Origin of the sequence: Micromonospora auratinigra, assembly GCF_900089595.1 — a bacterium.
GTDB lineage: Bacteria > Actinomycetota > Actinomycetes > Mycobacteriales > Micromonosporaceae > Micromonospora > Micromonospora auratinigra.
In genome coordinates this window covers 5,047,619-5,064,402 of the sequence record NZ_LT594323.1, presented here as the reverse complement: position 1 = coordinate 5,064,402, position 16,784 = coordinate 5,047,619, and the positions used below count along the sequence as shown (strand labels likewise).

Below are 16,784 nucleotides of genomic sequence, written 5' to 3'. Positions count from 1 at the left end.
GTCAGCGGCCCCCCGAGTCGGCGATGGCGGCGGCCATGATCTTGCCGGCGATCCGGGCCGCCTCGCGGCTGCCGCCGGGGCCGGCCCGCTCCAGCTCGACGCAGACCGCGGAGAGCGGGGTGCCGTTCTTGTCCATGGCGAAGCCGATGAACCAGCCGTGGTCGGGGGTGTTCGGCCCGGACTGCGCGGTGCCGGTCTTGCCGCCGACGACGTACCCGTCGATGTCGGCGGTCTGCCCGGTGCCCTTCTCGACCACGCTCTCCATCATGTCGCGGAGGTCCTTGGCGACCGGCCCGCTGACCGGGCGGCGCAGCTCCCGCGGCTTGGCGGTGTAGTAGCTGGTGGTGCGGTCCGGGGCGAGCAACTGCTTGACCAGGTACGGCCGCATCTGGCTGCCGCCGTTGGCGACCGAGGCGGCGATCAGCGCGCCCTGCAACGGGGTCATCCGGACGTCCCGCTGGCCGATCGAGGACTGGGCCAGGGCGGCCGGGTCGGTCGCGCCGCCGGGGGCGGCCATGTCGCCGGTACGGCTCGCCGCCACCGCCAGCCCGCCCTCGTTGAGCTGGCCGACGGTGAGGTCCTCCTGCTCGAAGCCGAACTGGCGGGCCTTCTCCTTGATCTTGTCCGCGCCGAGCTTCACGCCGAGCTGGGCGAAGCCGGTGTTGCAGGACTCGGTGACCGCGTCCAGCAGGGTCACCTGGGGCTCGGGGCAGATCGAGGGAGCGGCGTTGCGGATCGGCGCGCCGGAGGTCGGCGGGGTGTAGGACTCGCCGGCCGGGATCTTCGTCTGCTGGGTGACGCCGTTCTCCAGGGCGGCGGCGGCCACCACGATCTTGAAGGTGGAGCCGGGCGGCAGCGTCTCGCCGAGCGCCCGGTTGGCCAGCGGGCGGTCCGGATCCTTGTCGAGCTTGTTGTACGCCGCGCCGGCCGCGGTGGTGTCGTGGCTGGCCAGCGGGTTGGGGTCGAAGCTGGGCATGGAGACGAGCGCCTGCACCGCCCCGGTACGCGGGTCGATGGCGATCGCCGCGCCCTTGGTCGCGTCGACGTTGTTGCCCTGGAGTTCCTTGTACGCCGTCTGCTGGGCCCGCTTGGAGAGGGTCAGCAGCACGTTGCCGCCGCCGGTCTCCTCGCCGGTGAACATGTCCTTCACCCGGTTGGCGATCAGTTGGTCGCTGGTGCCGGCGAGGAAGTCGTTCTCGACCCGCTCGATGCCGAAGTCGCTGCCGTTGACCGGCTTGGCGCCGAGCACGTGGGCGTACACCTCACCGCTCGGGTAGGTGCGCAGGAAGCGCAGCTTGCCGCCGGTGTCCTTGCTGATCGCGTACGCGGTCCCGCCGACCTCGATGTTGCCGCGCTTGCGCTCGTACTCGGCGACCTGGACCCGGCCGTTGTAGTCGCTGTTGCGGTATTCGTCGGCCTTGTAGGCCTGGATCCAGTTCAGGTTCGCGAAGAGCAGCCCGAACAGGATCATCACGACCACGCCGACGCGGCGCAGGGGTGCGTTCACGGCCGGATCACCTCCGTGGGAGCACCGTGCAGTTGTTCCGGCGGCCCGCCGGCGGGCCGCGCGGCCGGGCCGCCCCCGGTCACCGGGCGGCGGGCACCGTCGGAGACCCGCAGCAGGATCGCGATGAGCAGCCAGTTCGCCATCAGCGACGAGCCACCGGCGGAGAGGAACGGGGTGGTCTGCCCGGTCAGCGGGATCAGCTTGCTGATGCCGCCGACGATGACGAAGACCTGGAGGCCGAGCGTGAAGGCCAGGCCACCGGCGAGCAGCTTGCCGAACGAGTCGCGCACCGCCAACGCGGCCCGCAGCCCCCGCTCGACGATCAGCAGGTAGACCACCAGCAGGGCGGAGAGGCCGAAGAGGCCGATCTCCTCGCCGATGCCGGCGAAGATGAAGTCGGTCTGCACCTCGGGCAGCAGGGTCGGCTGCCCGCCGCCCGGTCCGGCGCCGAAGAGGCCGCCGGTGCCGAGCGTCAGCAGGCCCTGGACCAGTTGGTAGCCCTTGTTGTACGGGTCACCGAACGGGTCGAGCCAGATCTCGGCGCGCAGGTAGAAGTTGGCGAAGGGACCGCCGATCGTCCCGCCCAGCACGTACGCGAGGTAGGCGCCGCCGAAGAACAGCAGCAGGCCGATCAGCAGCCAGCTGACCCGTTCGGTGGCGACGTAGAGGGTCACCACGAACATGCCGAAGTAGAGCAGCGAGGTGCCCAGGTCCTTCTCGAAGACCAGCACCAGGATGCTGATCATCCAGACCACCAGCACCGGGCCGAGGTCCCGCCCGCGCGGGAAGTCGATGCCGAGCAGCCGGCGGCTGGCCAGCGACAGCACCTCCCGCTTGCGGACCAGGTAGTAGGCGAAGAAGGTGAGCAGGGCCAGCTTCGCGAACTCACCCGGCTGGATCTGGAACCCGCCGAAGCGGATCCACAGCTTGGCGCCGTTGATCTCGGAGAACCGGTTCGGCAGCACCGCCGGGATCATCACCAGCACGATGCCGGCCAGCCCCAGCGTGTACGCGTAGCGCGACAGCGACCGGTGGTCCCGCAGGATCGCCAGCAGAGCGGCGGCCAGGATCACCGCGGCGAGCGTCCAGGCGAGCTGGCGGCCGCCGGTGCCGGCGAAGGTGGCCAGGTTCTCCCGCTCCTCCGGCGCCGCCTGGGCCAGGTCGTAGCGGCGCAGGAAGCCCACGCCGATGCCGTTGAGCAGGGCGACCGCCGGCAGCAGCGCCGGGTCGGCGAAGGGTGCCAGCCAGCGGATCACCAGGTGCAGGCCGACGAAGACCAGGCCCAGCGTCGCGGCCGGGATCCAGAAGTCCGGGGTGACCGTGTCCAGCACGTTCGCCTCGATGGTGGCCGAGTAGGCCGCCACCAGGACCATGGCGAGCAGGAGCAGGGACAGCTCGGCGTTACGTCGGGACCGGGCCAGACGTACGCCGGGCTGCTCGCCCGTCGAGGCGGGCGAGGCTGCCGGTACGGCGGCTGCGGTCACGGATACGTCCTCGAGGTCGAGCCGACGTTCACTCCGGCGACCGGCAGCCGGCCGGGTCGACCGGCGGAACCGTGTCGGAGGGGACGGCGTCGGGCGTGGTGGTCGGCGCGGGCGTGCCGCTGGCCGGCGGGGTGGCGACGGCGCTGCCGGACGGGGCGACCGGCGTGACGCCGACCGTCGGGGTCGGGCTCGCGGCGGCGGCCGTGGGGCTGGGCGGACAGAGCGGCTTCAGGTTCGGGTTGGTCGGGTCGTCGGTGGTCAGCTCGGCCAACCGCCGCTCGGCGTCCGGCTCGCTCCGGGCCTGGATACCCTGCTTGATCTTCTCCTGGGCGGCCAGGGTGAGATCGTCCAGCTTCGCCTCGCTGGTGCTGTGCACGCTGGAGAGGTCGAGGCCGGCGATCTGGCCCGGCACCCCGCGGAAGACCGCGAGCTGACCCTCCTCGGTCGCACCGACGTAGTACTGCCGCTGGGTGTAGCTCCACCCACCGAAGAGGCCACCGCCGAGGATGACCAGCAGCGCCAGCAGCATGGCGGCGGTCCGCAGCGGCCGGTGCCGGCGCGGCTCCGGCTCGTCGTCGCGGTTGTCCGCCGGCTCCTCGGGCACGGCCGCCCGGGGGGCGGAGAGCGCGGAGGCGCGGGCCGCCGGGGTGGAGACGTCGGCCGAGGTGGCCATCCCCCGGTCGCGGGCGGCGGCGCCGCCGACGATCGGGGACGCCTCGACGATGTCGTGGTCGGTGGCGTCGGCGATGATCACCGTGATGTTGTCCGGGCCGCCGCCGCGCAGGGCGAGCTGCACCAGGCGCTCGACGCACTGCTGCGGGTCGGTGTACTCCCGCATGGTGTCGGCGATGGTTTCCGCGCTGACCACGCCGGAGAGGCCGTCGGAGCAGATCAGGTACCGGTCGCCGGGGAGCACCTGGCGGACGCTGTACTCCGGGTCGATGTCGCGGCCGTCCAGGGCCCGGGTGAGCAGCGAGCGCTGGGGGTGGCTGCTCGCCTCCTCCGCGCTGATCCGGCCCTCGTCGACGAGCATCTGGACGTACGTGTCGTCCTTGGTGATCTGCGCGAACTCACCGTTGCGCAGGAGGTAGGCCCGCGAGTCACCGATGTGGACCATCCCCAGCTTGCTGCCGGAGAAGAGGGTCGCGGTGAGCGTGGTGCCCATCCCCTCCAGCTGGGGGTTGGCGTCCACGGTGTCGCGGAGCTGCTGGTTGGCGGTGCCCACGGCCGAACGCAGCGCGTCGACGAGGGCGTCACCGGGGACGTCCTCGTCGAGTGGCGCCATGGCACCGATGACGATGTTGCTGGCGACGTCACCGGCGGCCATGCCGCCCATGCCGTCGGCGACGGCGAGCAGCCGCGGCCCGGCGTAGACGGAATCCTGGTTGCCGTCTCGGATCAGACCGCGGTCGCTGTGGGCCGCGTAGCGCAGGGTCAGAGTCATGGCCGTAATTCGAGGGAAGTGCGGCCGATGCGGATCGGCACGCCGAGGGGGACGGGGGTTGGTCCGGTGACCTTAGCGCGATCCAGGTAGGTGCCGTTAGTCGAACCGAGGTCCTCGACGAACCACTGCCCGTCACGCGGCACGAGCCGGGCGTGTCGCGCCGAGGCGTAGTCGTCGGTGATCACCAACGTCGAATCCTCGGCCCGCCCGATGGTGATCTGAGCCTCGCCCAGCGTGATCCGGGTGCCGGCGAGCTGGCCCGCGGTGACCACCAGCTGGTGCGCGGCGCGACCCCGCTTCGCCTTGGCCGGCTTCGCCGCCGGCCCGGCGGCCGGGGCGCCGACCGCACGGGGCGCGGCCACCAGCCGGTTCGACCGCGCCCCCGCGAAGAGGTCCCGGCGGATCACCCCGACCACCGTGAACACGAAGATCCACAGCAGGATGAGGAACCCGAACCGGGCGACGGTGATGACGAGTTCCGGCAACGCGGGTCAGCCGTCCACGCGGAAGGTCAGGGTGGTGGTGCCGAGCTGGATCATGTCGCCCGGGTTGAGGGCGACGGCCGAGACGCGCTGGCCGTTGACCATGGTGCCGTTGGTGGAACCCAGGTCGGTCAGGACCACCTGGCCGCCGTCGAAGTCGAGCCGGGCGTGGCGCCGCGAGATGCCGACGTCGGGCAGGCGCAGGTTGGCCTGGTCGCCGCGGCCGATCACGGTCGAGCCCATCTGGAGCGGGTAGGTGCGCCCGTCCCCGGAGACCAGCCGGACGTTGCGGCCACCGCCGTGCCCCGGCGGCGGGCCGTAGCCGCCACCCTGGTCGTACGCCGGGTAGGCCGGGCCGGCGTCGTAGCCACCGGGCGCGGAGACCGGGGCGACGTCGCCACCGGTGTAGACCTCGGCGGTGACCCGGAACATGCCGGTGTCCAGCCCCTCGCCGCGCTCGATCTCGACGATCACGTCGCCGTAGACCGTCCAGGCCTGCTCGCCGATGAACTCCGCCTGCGACTGGGCCAGCTCCTGGGCCAGCGCGGCAGCGTAGGGCGCCAACCGACTGTGGTCGTACGGCGAGAGATCGATCACGTAGCGGTTGGGCACCAACGTGCGCCCGCCGGCCAGGATGGCCTTGTGCGCCTCGGCCTCCCGCTGCATGGCGTTGAGGATCTCCACGGGGTGCACGACCCCCTTGAAGACCTTGGCGAAGGCCCCCTCGACCAGGCCTTCCAGACGCTTTTCGAAGCGTTGCAGCACGCTCACCGGCTCCTCCTCGGGTCCCGAGGGAATGATGGTATCCGGACACCGCCTCCGCAGCTCACATGCCGCTCGGCCGGCTGCCGGCGGCCCGTTCGTTGGCGGCCCGAGAGCCGTGCTAGAGTTTCGTCCGCCACGAACGGTGATCGCTCGTGGCGATGACCGTGGACAGCGTAATATGTCCCGGCACCCGCTGCAGACGGCGGGAGCGGGATGAGATACGGTGTTCGAGGTCAGGCCACGGGGAAGTGGCGGAATGGCAGACGCGCACGGTTCAGGTCCGTGTGCCCGAAAGGGCGTGGGGGTTCAACTCCCCCCTTCCCCACCATCACGAGGGCTCCGCAACAGCGGGGCCCTCGCGGCATATCGGGGCATGCCAGATGTCACACGCTATGCTCCGATTCGTTTCCCTGCCTCCCATGGACCAGGAGTGGCGTGTGAGTGTCGCGTTGGTGACCGGCTCGGGCGGTCTGATCGGATCCGAGGCGGCCCGGCACTTCGCCGGCCTCGGTCTCCACGTCGTCGGCATCGACAACGACATGCGCCGGTACTTCTTCGGTGAGGACGGCTCGACCGCCTGGAGCCTGGACCGGCTCGCCGCCGACCTGGGCACCGCGTACTCCCACCACGCCGTGGACATCCGCGACCGGGACGGCCTGGAGAAGGTCTTCAAGCGGTACGGCGCCGACATCTCCGTGGTGATCCACAGCGCCGCCCAGCCGAGCCACGACTGGGCCGCCAAGGAGCCGTACACCGACTTCGACGTCAACGCGGGCGGCACGCTCAACGTGCTGGAGAACACCCGCCGGCACGCCATCGAGGCGCCGTTCATCCACTGCTCCACCAACAAGGTGTACGGCGACCGCCCCAACAGCCTGCCCCTGGTCGAGCTGGAGACCCGGTACGAGCTGCCCGAGGACCACCCGTGGTACCAGGGCATCACCGAGGACATGTCGATCGACGAGTCGCTGCACTCGATCTTCGGCGCGTCGAAGGTCGCCGCCGACGTGATGGTCCAGGAGTACGGCCGGTACTTCGGCATGCGGACCGCCTGCTTCCGGGGCGGGACGCTGACCGGCCCGGCGCACTCGGCGGCCGAGCTGCACGGCTTCCTGGCGTACCTGATGCGCTGCGTGATGGAGGGCCGGACGTACAACCTCTTCGGCTACAAGGGCAAGATGGTCCGGGACGCCATCCACTCCCGGGACGTGCTCACCGCCTTCGAGGCGTTCTTCCGCGAGCCGCGCTCGGCGCAGGTCTACAACCTGGGCGGCGGCCGGCACTCGAACACCTCGCACATCGAGGCGTTCCGGATCGCCGAGCAGATCGCCGGCCGCGAGGCGAAGGTCAACTACGTCGAGCAGGCCCGCACCGGCGACCACCAGTGGTACATCAGCAGCATGGCCCGGTTCGAGGAGCACTACCCGAGCTGGAAGATGACCTACGACGTGCCGATGATCCTCCGCGAGATCTACGAGGCGAACGTCGACAAGTGGGTGCCGAAGGCATGACCACCGGCACCAAGCGCAACGTGCTCGGCGTCTGCGTCGACGCGACCGACTACGCCGGGGCGACCGAGGCGGTCGTCGCGGCGGCGCACGAGCGGCGCCCGCTGGCCCTGACCGCGCTGGCCGTGCACGGGGTGATGACCGGGGTGCTCGACCCGGCGCACAACGCCCGGCTCAACTCCTTCGACGTGGTCACGCCCGACGGGCAGCCGGTGCGGTGGGCGCTCAACCTGCTGCACGGCGCGGGCCTCACCGACCGGGTCTACGGCCCGGAGCTGACCCTGCGGGTGCTGGCCCGCTTCGCCCAGGAGGGCCTGCCGGTCTACCTGTACGGCTCCACCGAGGAGACGCTGGCCCGGCTGGTCCCGGCCCTGGAGCGGAAGTTCCCGGCGCTGAAGATCGCCGGGGTCGAGCCGTCCAAGTTCCGGGCCGTCCAGCCGGGCGAGGACGTGGAGATCGCCGACCGGATCAAGGCCAGTGGTGCCCGGCTCGTCCTGGTCGGACTCGGCTGCCCCCGGCAGGAGGTCTTCGCGTACGCGATGCGGCCGCTGCTGGACATGCCGCTGATGGCCGTCGGGGCGGCCTTCGACTACCACGCCGGCCTGCTGCGCAACCCGCCACCGTGGATGCAGCGGGCCGGGCTGGAGTGGTTCTGGCGGCTCGGCCTGGAGCCGAAGCGGCTCTGGCGGCGCTACGTCATCCTCAACCCGGCCTACCTGGCCCGGCTGGCCGCCCAGAAGACCGGCCTGTGGAAGGCGACCGCGCCGGCACCGGCCGGTGGGCGCCCCGCCACCTTCGACGTCTGAGGCCCGACACGACGTCCGGCGGCCACCGGGAGGTGACCGCCGGACGCCGGTGGGAGAGGTTGGCTCGGGAGACGTCGACCGCCGGTACGTCCGGGACGGTCGACGGTGACCGCTGGCTCCGAGGCTAGGCCGCGGCGTCCGCCCCGGGTACATGCCGGAAACGCCATAGCGCCGGCAGGATGACCCCTACGGGCCGGCGTACGGGGCGAACCGGGGTCACGTCCCGGATTCGGGGAACGTCGAACTGGGCAAGGCTGGGCCCATGGACGACCATCTCATCCTCCTGCTCCCCGTCGCCGCCGTCTGGGTGGCCGCCGGCGTGGTGGCGGAGGGACTGCCGCGACTGCGCCACGCCCGTGCCCTGCGTCGGCGTACCGGATGGTTGTCCGGCCTGACCCTGACCGGCCTGGCCCTGACCGCGGCCGTCCTGGTGGCGGGCCTGCAGAGCGCCGGCACCACGCCGGTCGACCGGGCCGCCTCCGGCCTGCTGCTCGCGGCCGTCCCCGCGACGGCCGTCGCGGTCTGGTCGGTCCGCCGGATCCGCCGGCTGCGGGCCGGCGCGGGCGCCTTCGCCGCCGCCCCCGGCACCCCCGCCCCGCACGGCCTCCGGGCCGCCGCCGCGCACCCGCTGATCGGGCTCCCGGTGCAGGTGACCGCGCTCGCGGTGCTGGCGGCCGTGCTCTCGGCCGCCGGGGTGGACCTGCTCTCCGCGCCGGCCGTGACCGGACCCGCCATCACGGTCGGGGCACTCGGCGTCACCTCCATCGGGGTACGCCACGCGCTGCGGCACAGCCGGCTCGTCGAGCGCGCCATGTCGCCGGCCGGGCTGCGCCCGGCCCGGACCGCCGCCTGAGCGGAGCCCGGCCGCCGGCTCAGCGCGACCGGCCGGTGCCCTGCACGTAGAGCAGTTCGAGGATCGCCCGGGTGGCCTCGAACCAGCGGTCCAGCCAGCCCGGCGGCGGCACGCTCCCCTTGGGCGGCAGCTCCATCAGCAGGCCGCGCAGCAGCGGATGGTCCACCAGGGACTCCTGCTGCTCCACCGGCCAGCCGGCCGGCGGGAACGACGGCTCGGTCAGCGGGTTGGGATCCAGCGACGGCAGGGAGAGCGGCGGGGAAGCCTGCTCGGGAGCGGCCGCCTCGCGACCACCGAGCTCGGTGTCGGTGGAGACCACCTCGGTGAGGACGGTGTCCCGGCGCGCCCCGCGGTACTTGCCGCCGAACCGCTCGGGCTTGCCCGGGCCGTTGGTGAGGTTCTCTGAACCGATCGTCGTCATCCGTCTCGCCTGCCTCGTTCGGTTGCCGATCCGTGCGGTTCAACGAGGCGGGACCGAACTGGCGACGGGTCGGCGGACGGCACCGGTGGCCGCAACGACAACGGTCCCGCCCGGCGACGCTGCCGGGCGGGACCATGTTCTCGGTGCGGGGGGAGCGCCGGAATCAGTTCCGGCCGAACACACCGCCCCTGGCGCCGGCGACGAAGGCGCGCCAGTCACTCGGGGCGAAGACCAGAGCCGGCCCCGTCTTGTCCTTCGAGTCCCGAACGCCGACCACCTCGGTCGCGTACGCGACCTCGACGCAGTTGTCGCAGTTCGGCCCGCTCTTCGAGCTCTTGAACCACGACGCCCGGGTCAGGTCCACGGGGAACTCCTTGGTCGCCATTTCCACAACGGCTCCTCTGCCAGTTTTGCGATGTGTGCGATGGACTCCTCCGGGCGTATGGCCGCTGCTCGAATGTGATCGAAGATGAAGCTGTACTTCTGCAGTTCGTCGCTCTTCTCGAGGAAGAGCCCACCCGTGGCGTTCTCCGCGTACACGACATCGGGATCACTCGGTTCGGGGAAGCTGAGGATGGTGAAGGTGCCGTCCATGCCGGCGTGCGCTCCCACCTCGAAGGGCAGGACCTGCAACGTCACGTTCGGCAGCTGGGCCACCTCCACCAGCCGCGCCAGCTGGCCACGCATCACCGCGTCGCCGCCGACCGGCCGGCTCAGCACCGCCTCATCGAGCACCACCCACAGATCGACCGGATCGTCCTGGGTCAACAACGACTGACGGCCCAGACGGACACGCACCCGCTGTTCCACCTGTTCGGCGGTGAAGTCCGGCCGCGCGGCCCGGATCATCGCGCCCGCGTACTCCTCGGTCTCCAGCAGACCCGGTACGACCTGTTGCTCGTACGCCCGGATGGAGCTGGCCGCCGCCTCCAGCCCGACGTACGCCCCCACCAGCACGGTGCTGTAGGGGTGCCACCAGCCCTTCTGCCGAGCCTCCCGGGCGATCTGGACCAGTTCGTCACTTTCCGCGCCAACCACGCCGTAGATGCGCAGCATGTCCCGTACGTCGCGGGGCGTCGCGGTGGTGTGGCCGGTCTCGATCCGGGAGATCTTGGAAGCCGAGCACTCCAGTTGTTCGGCCACCACCTCGATGGTGATGCCGGCGGCCTCCCGCTGGCGACGGAGTTCCGCGCCCAGCCGGCGGCGCCGGATGGTGGGGCTGCGCCGTTCGCTCACCACGGGGCCGATCCCCGGGCCGCTGGACGGGGGCGCTGGCTCCGCTGGCTCACCCGGTCACCTCCGGTCGATCGCGCCGGTGCGATCCCCGCCCGGGGCGCGATCGTCGTACGGCGGGCGATCGTTCGCGGCAGGGGGTGGTGCCGGTCGTCGACCGGCCGCGTCGGGCGAAACCGGCGTCCAGTGTGCCGCCCCGGTGCCAACGGCTTCAAGCGTCCCGTTCACGTGTCCTGCTCGCGTATCGGCAAAAGTCGACGTGCAACTTGCATGACGCACGTCGCTGATGCACTCTGTCCGTATGGCACGGGTTACTCACCGTCTCCGCATGATCTCCGGGCGTGGTGATCCCACCGGCCGTGGGACGGCGGGAGGGGTGCCGTCCCGCGCCGTGAGACCTGCCCCGGGATGAAGACCCCGCCGCTGCACGCCTGTCGGCTGCGGCGGCGGGAGCGGTGACCCGGGAGCAGCCGGGTGATGGTCGGGTGGCACCCCCGCCACCGCGGGGACCACTCGACCAGCACCGACGTACCTGATCCGCCGGTCCACGAGGCACGACCCCGACACCGGACCGACCTGTCCCCCCACTCAGCTCCCGCCGGCTCGCCCGCCGGCCGAACCTTCCCAGGAGCCCATGTGCTTCCCCGCTCCGGTGACGTACTGCACGTGACTCGCGCGGCGAGTGTCCAGTTCCTCCGACCGATCATGTTCCGGGTCATCCGGGTGCTCGACTGGCCGACCTACGACGGTTGGCTCTGGCTCGACGGCTACGAGTTGAACGCGACGGGGGACGCGGTCAACCGGCGGTCGATCTTCGTACAGCAGGCCGGTCTGGAGCAGCGCCAGGCCGCACCCGCACCGCGTCCGCACACCGCACCCGCGCCGCGCCAGCACGTGGTGCGGACGGGCCGGCGGCCGATCGTCCGGACCCCGGTCCGGGTCGGCTGAGCCGGCGATTACCCGGTCGGGGGGCGTACCGCCGCCATAGAATCGGTACGCCCACCCCGGCGAACGTCTCCACCCCGCGCGTCCCGGACCCGGAACCTGGGATGGCCATGGTCAATCTGCCCGCCGCGCGGCGGCACCACCGGTCCCGCCTCGGCTACGCCCTGGGGCTCCTCGCGCTCCTCGGCACCGCGACCGCACTCGCGCTCGTGGTACGCCACCCTGCCTTCTCCGCCACCGAGCAGCTCGCCGAACCCGTACCGGCTCCGGAGATCACCGTTGCCGGGCAGGGCAGCGCGCCACCCGGCGGGCCGGAGAACGAGCCGGGCTGGGCCGCCGACCCGGGGGCCGACCCGTCCGACCCCGCCGCCCTGCCCGGCCCCGGCCAGGCGGGGGCCGGCGGTGGCGCGTTGGCGGAGCCGGACGGTGGCCCGGACCGCGACGACCCCGGCCGCTCGCTGTTCTACTCCGGGCTGCTCGGCCTCGCCATCTCCCTCGCCGGGCTGGGTCTGGTCGGCACCCGGCGTCGACAGTGGTGACCCCGGTCAGGGCGTCGCCGTGGCGGTCGGCGCGGAGGTCGGCGTGCCCGCACCGGTCGTCGGGGCCGCCGGCTCGGCCACCACGAGCGTGACCCGGTCCCCGTCCCGCAGCGGTTCGCCGGCCGCCGGATCGGTCTCGATCACCGTGCCGGCCGGTCGGTCCGAGGCACGGGTCCGCACCCGGTAGTCCACGTCGAGCCGGTCGAGGATCGCGCGGGCGGCGGCCTCCGGCAGCCCCACCAGCGGCGGCATGGCCACCTCACTGGGCGTCGGGCTGGGTGAGGTGGTGGACGGCGACGGGCTCGGCGCGGTCGTGGTCGGTGCGGCACTGGTCGGTGGAGCGGTGCTCGGCACGGCCGAGGGCGACGGGAGCGGGCCGGGACCCCGGTCCACGGCACGCAGCGCCAACAACCACACCCCGAGACCGATGAGGGCGACCAGCGCGAGGGCGAGGATCCCCAGCAGGATCGGCATCCACCAACGCCGGCCCGACTGCTCATCGGCGTACCACTCGGGCTCCTGCCCGCCGGCCGGCCGTACCGGCACGCCGGCCCGCCCGGACCAGGCCGCCGGGGTGGGCGGCAGAGGGGCGGTGGCGGCGGGCCCGCCCCGGGTGGCTGCGCCCGACTCTTCCGGGCCGGCCGGACCACGGTCGGTGCGGGGCAGCGGGCGGGTCGCGTCCGCGTCCTCGGGGGGTGGCTCCTGGCGGTCGTCGCTCATCGCACGGTCCTCTCCCCACCGGGGTCGGGCACCTGGCCCTCGGTCGTCCACGGTATCGGGCCCGGCAACAGTCGGCCGGGAGGCCGGACCGGCCGGTTCCGGACCGCCCGTAGCCCTCGGCGTCACGGAGCGCCGACCTCGGCCCGGACCGGTCGGTCACGACTCGCCGCGCCGACCCCGGGGCGCTACGCTCCCCGGCATGGCCAGACGGGGCTGGGGAGCATCGATCGCCACCGCACTCGGCGTCGCCGCCGGCACCGGGGCGGCGCAGCTGGGCTTCGGCTACGGGCTGGGCATCATCAACTGGGCACCGCCGGGCGGTGCGACCGCCGAGGCTGCCTGGGTGGCGAGCCTCGCCTGGGCCACCTGGATCTCCGCCACCTCGGTGGTGGCCGGCGCCGTCGTCGCGCACCGACTGCGGGGCGAGGACGACGAGCCCGGGCGTACGCTGCGCAACCTCACCCTGGCGGTGGCCGCCGGGGTCGGCGCGTTGATCACCGTGCTGCTGGTGGCCGTGCCGGCGCGCGCCGCCCGGGTGCCGGACACCTTCGCCCCGGAAACCGTCGCCGCCGGGTACGCCGCCGTCGGGCTGCTGACCGGGCTGCTGCTGGCCAGCTGGGCGCTGCACTCCCGGGCCGCCGCCGACAACCTCGTCGCCACCACCGGCTGGCTCTGGCTGCTCGCCGTGGTGTCCGTGGTGGACGGGGTGCTCTCCGGCCGGGGCCTGACCACCGCACAGCTCGGCATCTGGCAGATCAGCGCGGACAGCGACCGCTTCTGGATCCGCGACTACTTCTACTGGCCGGGGGCTCTGCTGTCGCTGGGCTCCGCCCTGCTGATCGGCATGCTGGCCGCCCGGCGTACCGCTCGGCTGCCGCAGCGGCGGATCGGTGCCGCGGCCTCCGGCGCGGCCGGACCGTTCCTCGTCGCGCTGGCCTACCTGCTGGCCGTGCCGAGGCTGGCGGCGATCGCCCCGGAGCAGGTGTCGGCCCACCTGATCGCCCCGTACGCGGTGATCGCCGGGCTCGGCGGCTCGGTGCTGGTCGCTGCGCTGGCCCAACGGGCCGAACTCCGGGCCACCACCGGTACCGGGTCGACGCCGGGCGGTTCCGCCGACGACCCGGCCGACCGGCGCGCCGGTCGGCCGGACAGCGGGGCGCCCGGCGACGCGACGTTCGCCGCCGACGAGGCCGCTGCCGGGTCGGGACCGGACACCCGGGAAGGCCGGGCGGCGTACCGCGAGCCGGCCGGAGTCGGCGTCGAGCCCGTCGGTCCGGACCTGGCGTCGACGTCCGCCGAACCCGCCCGGAGGCGCCGCACGCCGACCACGGGATCCGCCACGCCGACCACGGAACCGGGCACGTCTGCGGCCGGGGTCGGCGTGCCGACCTCGGAGGCGAGCGCGGAGGTGGACCCGAGCGCGGGCAGAGCCCGGTCCGGAGCGTCCCGGGCGACCGGCGCCCGTAGCCGGGCGGTGCCGCCCCAGCGGAAGCCGACGGACCCGCCGCTCGTCTCCGACCCGGCCGTCGACCAGGGCGACGACGTCATGAGCCCGGCGGACGAACCGGCCCCGCCCGGCGGGACGAAGGCACGCCGCCGCAGCCGCTGACCGCCCCGGGTCCACGGCGTACGGGCAAGGCTCAGGGTCCGGTGCGACCCGCTCGATCCGGGAAGTAGTGGTCCCGGCCGGCCTGGTCGGCCACAACTTCCCGGATCGAGGGCGATCTCGTCGTCGGCGACGAGTGGTCAGTCGACCGGCCAGGTGTGCACCGGTTCGTTGCTGCGCTGGAGTTCGGCGTAGCGCTTCAGCATGTGGTGCAGTGCGGCGTCCCGGTCCAGTCCACGGTTCCGCTCGGCCGCCCAGACCGTCTCGGTCTGCCAGACCGCGCCGTTGCGGCCGGTACGGCAACGCTGCTCGATGATGCCGAGCAGGCGGTCCCGTTCGGCCGGGGCGACCCCGAACCGGTCGAGGCCCTGGGCCGCCCGGGGCAGGAGCGTGTCGAGCACGAGCCGGGTCACCGGCACCTCACCGAGCCGGGGCCAGTGCAGGACGGCGTCGATGCCCCGTCGGGCGGCGGCGTGGAAGTTCTCCTCGGCCGAGCTGAAGGTGAGCTGGCTCCAGATCGGCCGGTCGGACTCGGCGAGGCCGCGGGCCAGTCCGAAGTAGAAGGCCGCATTGGCCAGCATGTCGACCACGGTCGGGCCGGCCGGCAGGACCCGGTTCTCCACCCGCAGGTGCGGGCGGCCGTTCATGATGTCGTAGACCGGCCGGTTCCACCGGTAGACGGTGCCGTTGTGCAGGCGCAGCTCGGACAGTTCGGGCACGCCGCCGGCGTGCAGCACCTCCACCGGGTCCTCGTCCTCGACGATCGGCAGCAGCGGCGGGAAGTAGCGGACGTTCTCCTCGAAGAGGTCGAAGATCGAGGTGATCCAGCGTTCCCCGAACCAGACCCGGGGGCGTACGCCCTGGGCCTTGAGTTCGTCCGGGCGGGTGTCGGTGGCCTGCTGGAACAGCGCGATCCGGGTCTCCGCCCAGAGCTGCCGGCCGTACAGGAAGGGCGAGTTGGCCCCGATCGCGACCTGCACCCCGGCGATCGCCTGGGAGGCGTTCCAGTAGTCGGCGAAGCTGTCCGGCGCGACCTGGAGGTGGAACTGGAGGCTCGTGCAGGCGGCCTCCGGGGCGATCGAGTCGGTGTGCGTCTGCAACCGCTCGACACCCCGGATGTCCAGCTCGATGTCCTCGCCGCGGGCTCCGACGATCTGGTCGTTGAGCACCCGGTAGCGCTCGTTGGTGGAGAGGTTGTCGGCGACCAGGTGCCGTTCGGTGAGGGTGGGCAGGATGCCGACCATCACGATCCTGGCGTCGGACTTGGCGGCGCGCTCGTCGGCGCGGCTGAGGCTGCTGCGCAGGTCCTGCTCGTAGTCGGCGAAGCCGCCGCCCTCGATGAGCCGGGGCGAGGCGTTCAGTTCGAGGTTGAACTGCCCCAGCTCGGTCTGGAAGAGCGGGTCGGCGATGTCGGCGAGGATCTGGTCGTTGCGCATGGCCGGCTCGGCCGCGTTGTCCACCAGGTTGAGCTCGATCTCCAGACCGGTCATCGGGCGGTCCGCGTCGAAGCCGAAGTCGTCCAGCATCAACGCGAAGACGTCCAGGCACCTCCGCACCTTCTGTCGGTAGCGGACCCGGTCCTCCCGGGAGAAGGCGCCCTGCTCGACGTCTCTGCCCATCTGCCCTCCAGGCGCGTCGCGCAACGGAACCGTGCCGTTCCGGTACGCAGTGTGAACCACTCAGGTTAGGGGCGTCCGGTCCCCCTGAACCAGAGGGGCGGGCCACCGGACTGCACTCCTACCCAGTCGCCGTCCGCCGCACCGCAGGTAACCTGCGAACAACCGGTGACAATTCGCACCCGGTCCCGGACATGCGGACGGGCCCGCGCCGTCGGAACGACGACACGGGCCCGGAGGCGTACGCGGATCAGGCCTGACGGACGGCCTCGCCCTCGATCTCGATCTTGATCTTCTTGCCGACCAGGACGCCGCCGGTCTCCAGCGCGACGTTCCAGGTGAGGCCGAAGTCCTCCCGGTCGATCTCGGTGGTGGCGGTGAAGCCGAACACGTCGGTGCCGAACGGGGTGCGGCCGACGCCCTCGAACTCGACCTCCAGGTCGACCGGACGGGTGACGCCCTTGATGGTCAGCTCGCCGGCGAGGACGAACTCGTTGCCGTCGCGGGACTTGACCTCGGTGCTGCGGAACTCCAGCGTCGGGAACTGCTCGGCGTCGAGGAACTCCGGGCTGCGCAGGTGACCGTCGCGGTCGGCCTGGGCGGTGTTGATGCTGGCGGCCTGGATGGTGGCGGTCACCGAGGACTGCATCGGGTCCTCGGCGACGGTGATCGTGGCGGTCGCGTCGGCGAACTCACCGCGCACCTTGCTGACCATCATGTGCCGGGCGACGAACCCGACCCGCTTGTGCGCCGCGTCCAGCAGGTACGTGCCGGCGGCCGGGATGGTGAGACCCTCCCACTCGCGGGTAACCGCGGTGCTGCTGGTCATGATGCTGTCCTCCAGGGGAAGATTGT

General features: G+C 72.5%; 17 protein-coding genes and 1 tRNA gene. 7 read left to right on the top strand and 11 right to left on the bottom strand.

Annotated features, from left to right (window positions below; translation table 11 throughout):
- Position 1 precedes the first annotated feature (1 nt).
- The 5 genes from GA0070611_RS22780 to GA0070611_RS22760 are packed head-to-tail and all read right to left on the bottom strand — an operon-like array spanning position 2 to position 5,715.
- The gene (locus GA0070611_RS22780; RefSeq protein WP_091667727.1) at positions 2-1,507 is read right to left on the bottom strand and encodes a peptidoglycan D,D-transpeptidase FtsI family protein; all 1,506 of its coding nucleotides are present in this window, start codon (positions 1,505-1,507) and stop codon (positions 2-4) included.
- Positions 1,504-2,991, bottom strand: coding sequence for an FtsW/RodA/SpoVE family cell cycle protein (locus GA0070611_RS22775; RefSeq protein ID WP_091667724.1), 1,488 nt, complete (start codon positions 2,989-2,991; stop codon positions 1,504-1,506). Before GA0070611_RS22775 ends, GA0070611_RS22780 begins: the two co-directional genes overlap by 4 nt.
- Positions 2,992-3,019: 28 nt before the next feature.
- On the bottom strand, positions 3,020-4,435 hold the full coding sequence (locus GA0070611_RS22770) for a PP2C family protein-serine/threonine phosphatase (RefSeq protein WP_091667721.1): 1,416 nt from the start codon (positions 4,433-4,435) through the stop codon (positions 3,020-3,022).
- Complete coding sequence (locus tag GA0070611_RS22765; protein ID WP_091667718.1) at positions 4,432-4,920, bottom strand: FHA domain-containing protein FhaB/FipA; 489 nt, start codon at positions 4,918-4,920, stop codon at positions 4,432-4,434. The genes GA0070611_RS22770 and GA0070611_RS22765 overlap by 4 nt, the downstream gene beginning before the upstream one ends.
- Positions 4,921-4,926: 6 nt before the next feature.
- Positions 4,927-5,715 (bottom strand): FhaA domain-containing protein, encoded by a 789-nt coding sequence (locus tag GA0070611_RS22760; protein ID WP_091667715.1) that lies wholly within the window; start codon positions 5,713-5,715, stop codon positions 4,927-4,929.
- Between the two features lie 209 nt (positions 5,716-5,924).
- On the opposite strand from GA0070611_RS22760, the gene GA0070611_RS22755 reads away from it, so the two are divergent.
- From GA0070611_RS22755 to GA0070611_RS22740, 4 genes are all read left to right on the top strand, one after another.
- Positions 5,925-6,010, top strand: a tRNA-Leu gene (locus GA0070611_RS22755).
- Positions 6,011-6,119: 109 nt separating this feature from the next.
- Positions 6,120-7,193 (top strand): NAD-dependent epimerase/dehydratase family protein, encoded by a 1,074-nt coding sequence (locus GA0070611_RS22750; RefSeq protein WP_091673297.1) that lies wholly within the window; start codon positions 6,120-6,122, stop codon positions 7,191-7,193.
- Positions 7,190-7,996 carry a WecB/TagA/CpsF family glycosyltransferase gene (locus GA0070611_RS22745; RefSeq protein ID WP_091667712.1) on the top strand — a complete coding sequence of 269 codons (807 nt, stop codon included), beginning with the start codon at positions 7,190-7,192 and terminating at the stop codon, positions 7,994-7,996. The genes GA0070611_RS22750 and GA0070611_RS22745 overlap by 4 nt, the downstream gene beginning before the upstream one ends.
- A gap of 262 nt (positions 7,997-8,258) precedes the next feature.
- Positions 8,259-8,849: a hypothetical protein gene (locus GA0070611_RS22740; RefSeq protein WP_091667709.1), complete on the top strand. Its 591-nt coding sequence runs from the start codon at positions 8,259-8,261 to the stop codon at positions 8,847-8,849.
- Positions 8,850-8,868: 19 nt separating this feature from the next.
- Here GA0070611_RS22740 and GA0070611_RS22735 read toward each other — a convergent pair whose 3' ends face one another.
- From GA0070611_RS22735 to GA0070611_RS22725, 3 genes are all read right to left on the bottom strand, one after another.
- A complete protein-coding gene (locus GA0070611_RS22735; protein ID WP_091667704.1) occupies positions 8,869-9,270 on the bottom strand; it encodes a hypothetical protein in 402 nt (133 codons plus the stop codon).
- 163 nt (positions 9,271-9,433) lie between these two features.
- A complete protein-coding gene (locus GA0070611_RS22730) occupies positions 9,434-9,655 on the bottom strand; it encodes a DUF397 domain-containing protein (protein ID WP_091667701.1) in 222 nt (73 codons plus the stop codon).
- Positions 9,625-10,506: a helix-turn-helix domain-containing protein gene (locus GA0070611_RS22725; protein WP_091673295.1), complete on the bottom strand. Its 882-nt coding sequence runs from the start codon at positions 10,504-10,506 to the stop codon at positions 9,625-9,627. Before GA0070611_RS22725 ends, GA0070611_RS22730 begins: the two co-directional genes overlap by 31 nt.
- Positions 10,507-11,139: 633 nt before the next feature.
- Between GA0070611_RS22725 and GA0070611_RS22720 the strand changes: the two genes are divergently transcribed.
- Positions 11,140-11,451 carry a hypothetical protein gene (locus tag GA0070611_RS22720; RefSeq protein ID WP_091667698.1) on the top strand — a complete coding sequence of 104 codons (312 nt, stop codon included), beginning with the start codon at positions 11,140-11,142 and terminating at the stop codon, positions 11,449-11,451.
- A gap of 101 nt (positions 11,452-11,552) precedes the next feature.
- Positions 11,553-11,987 carry a hypothetical protein gene (locus GA0070611_RS22715; RefSeq protein WP_197675773.1) on the top strand — a complete coding sequence of 145 codons (435 nt, stop codon included), beginning with the start codon at positions 11,553-11,555 and terminating at the stop codon, positions 11,985-11,987.
- A gap of 6 nt (positions 11,988-11,993) precedes the next feature.
- Here the strand turns inward: GA0070611_RS22715 and GA0070611_RS22710 are convergent, their stop codons facing one another.
- On the bottom strand, positions 11,994-12,707 hold the full coding sequence (locus GA0070611_RS22710; protein ID WP_091667695.1) for a PASTA domain-containing protein: 714 nt from the start codon (positions 12,705-12,707) through the stop codon (positions 11,994-11,996).
- A gap of 199 nt (positions 12,708-12,906) precedes the next feature.
- Between GA0070611_RS22710 and GA0070611_RS22705 the strand changes: the two genes are divergently transcribed.
- Entirely contained in the window at positions 12,907-14,316 is a 1,410-nt protein-coding gene (locus tag GA0070611_RS22705; protein ID WP_231921192.1) for a hypothetical protein, read from the top strand.
- Between the two features lie 137 nt (positions 14,317-14,453).
- On the opposite strand, the gene GA0070611_RS22700 is transcribed toward GA0070611_RS22705, so the two are convergent.
- Complete coding sequence (locus GA0070611_RS22700; RefSeq protein ID WP_091667692.1) at positions 14,454-15,932, bottom strand: glutamate--cysteine ligase family protein; 1,479 nt, start codon at positions 15,930-15,932, stop codon at positions 14,454-14,456.
- A gap of 247 nt (positions 15,933-16,179) precedes the next feature.
- Positions 16,180-16,758: a YceI family protein gene (locus tag GA0070611_RS22695; RefSeq protein ID WP_091667689.1), complete on the bottom strand. Its 579-nt coding sequence runs from the start codon at positions 16,756-16,758 to the stop codon at positions 16,180-16,182.
- Positions 16,759-16,784 lie beyond the last annotated feature (26 nt).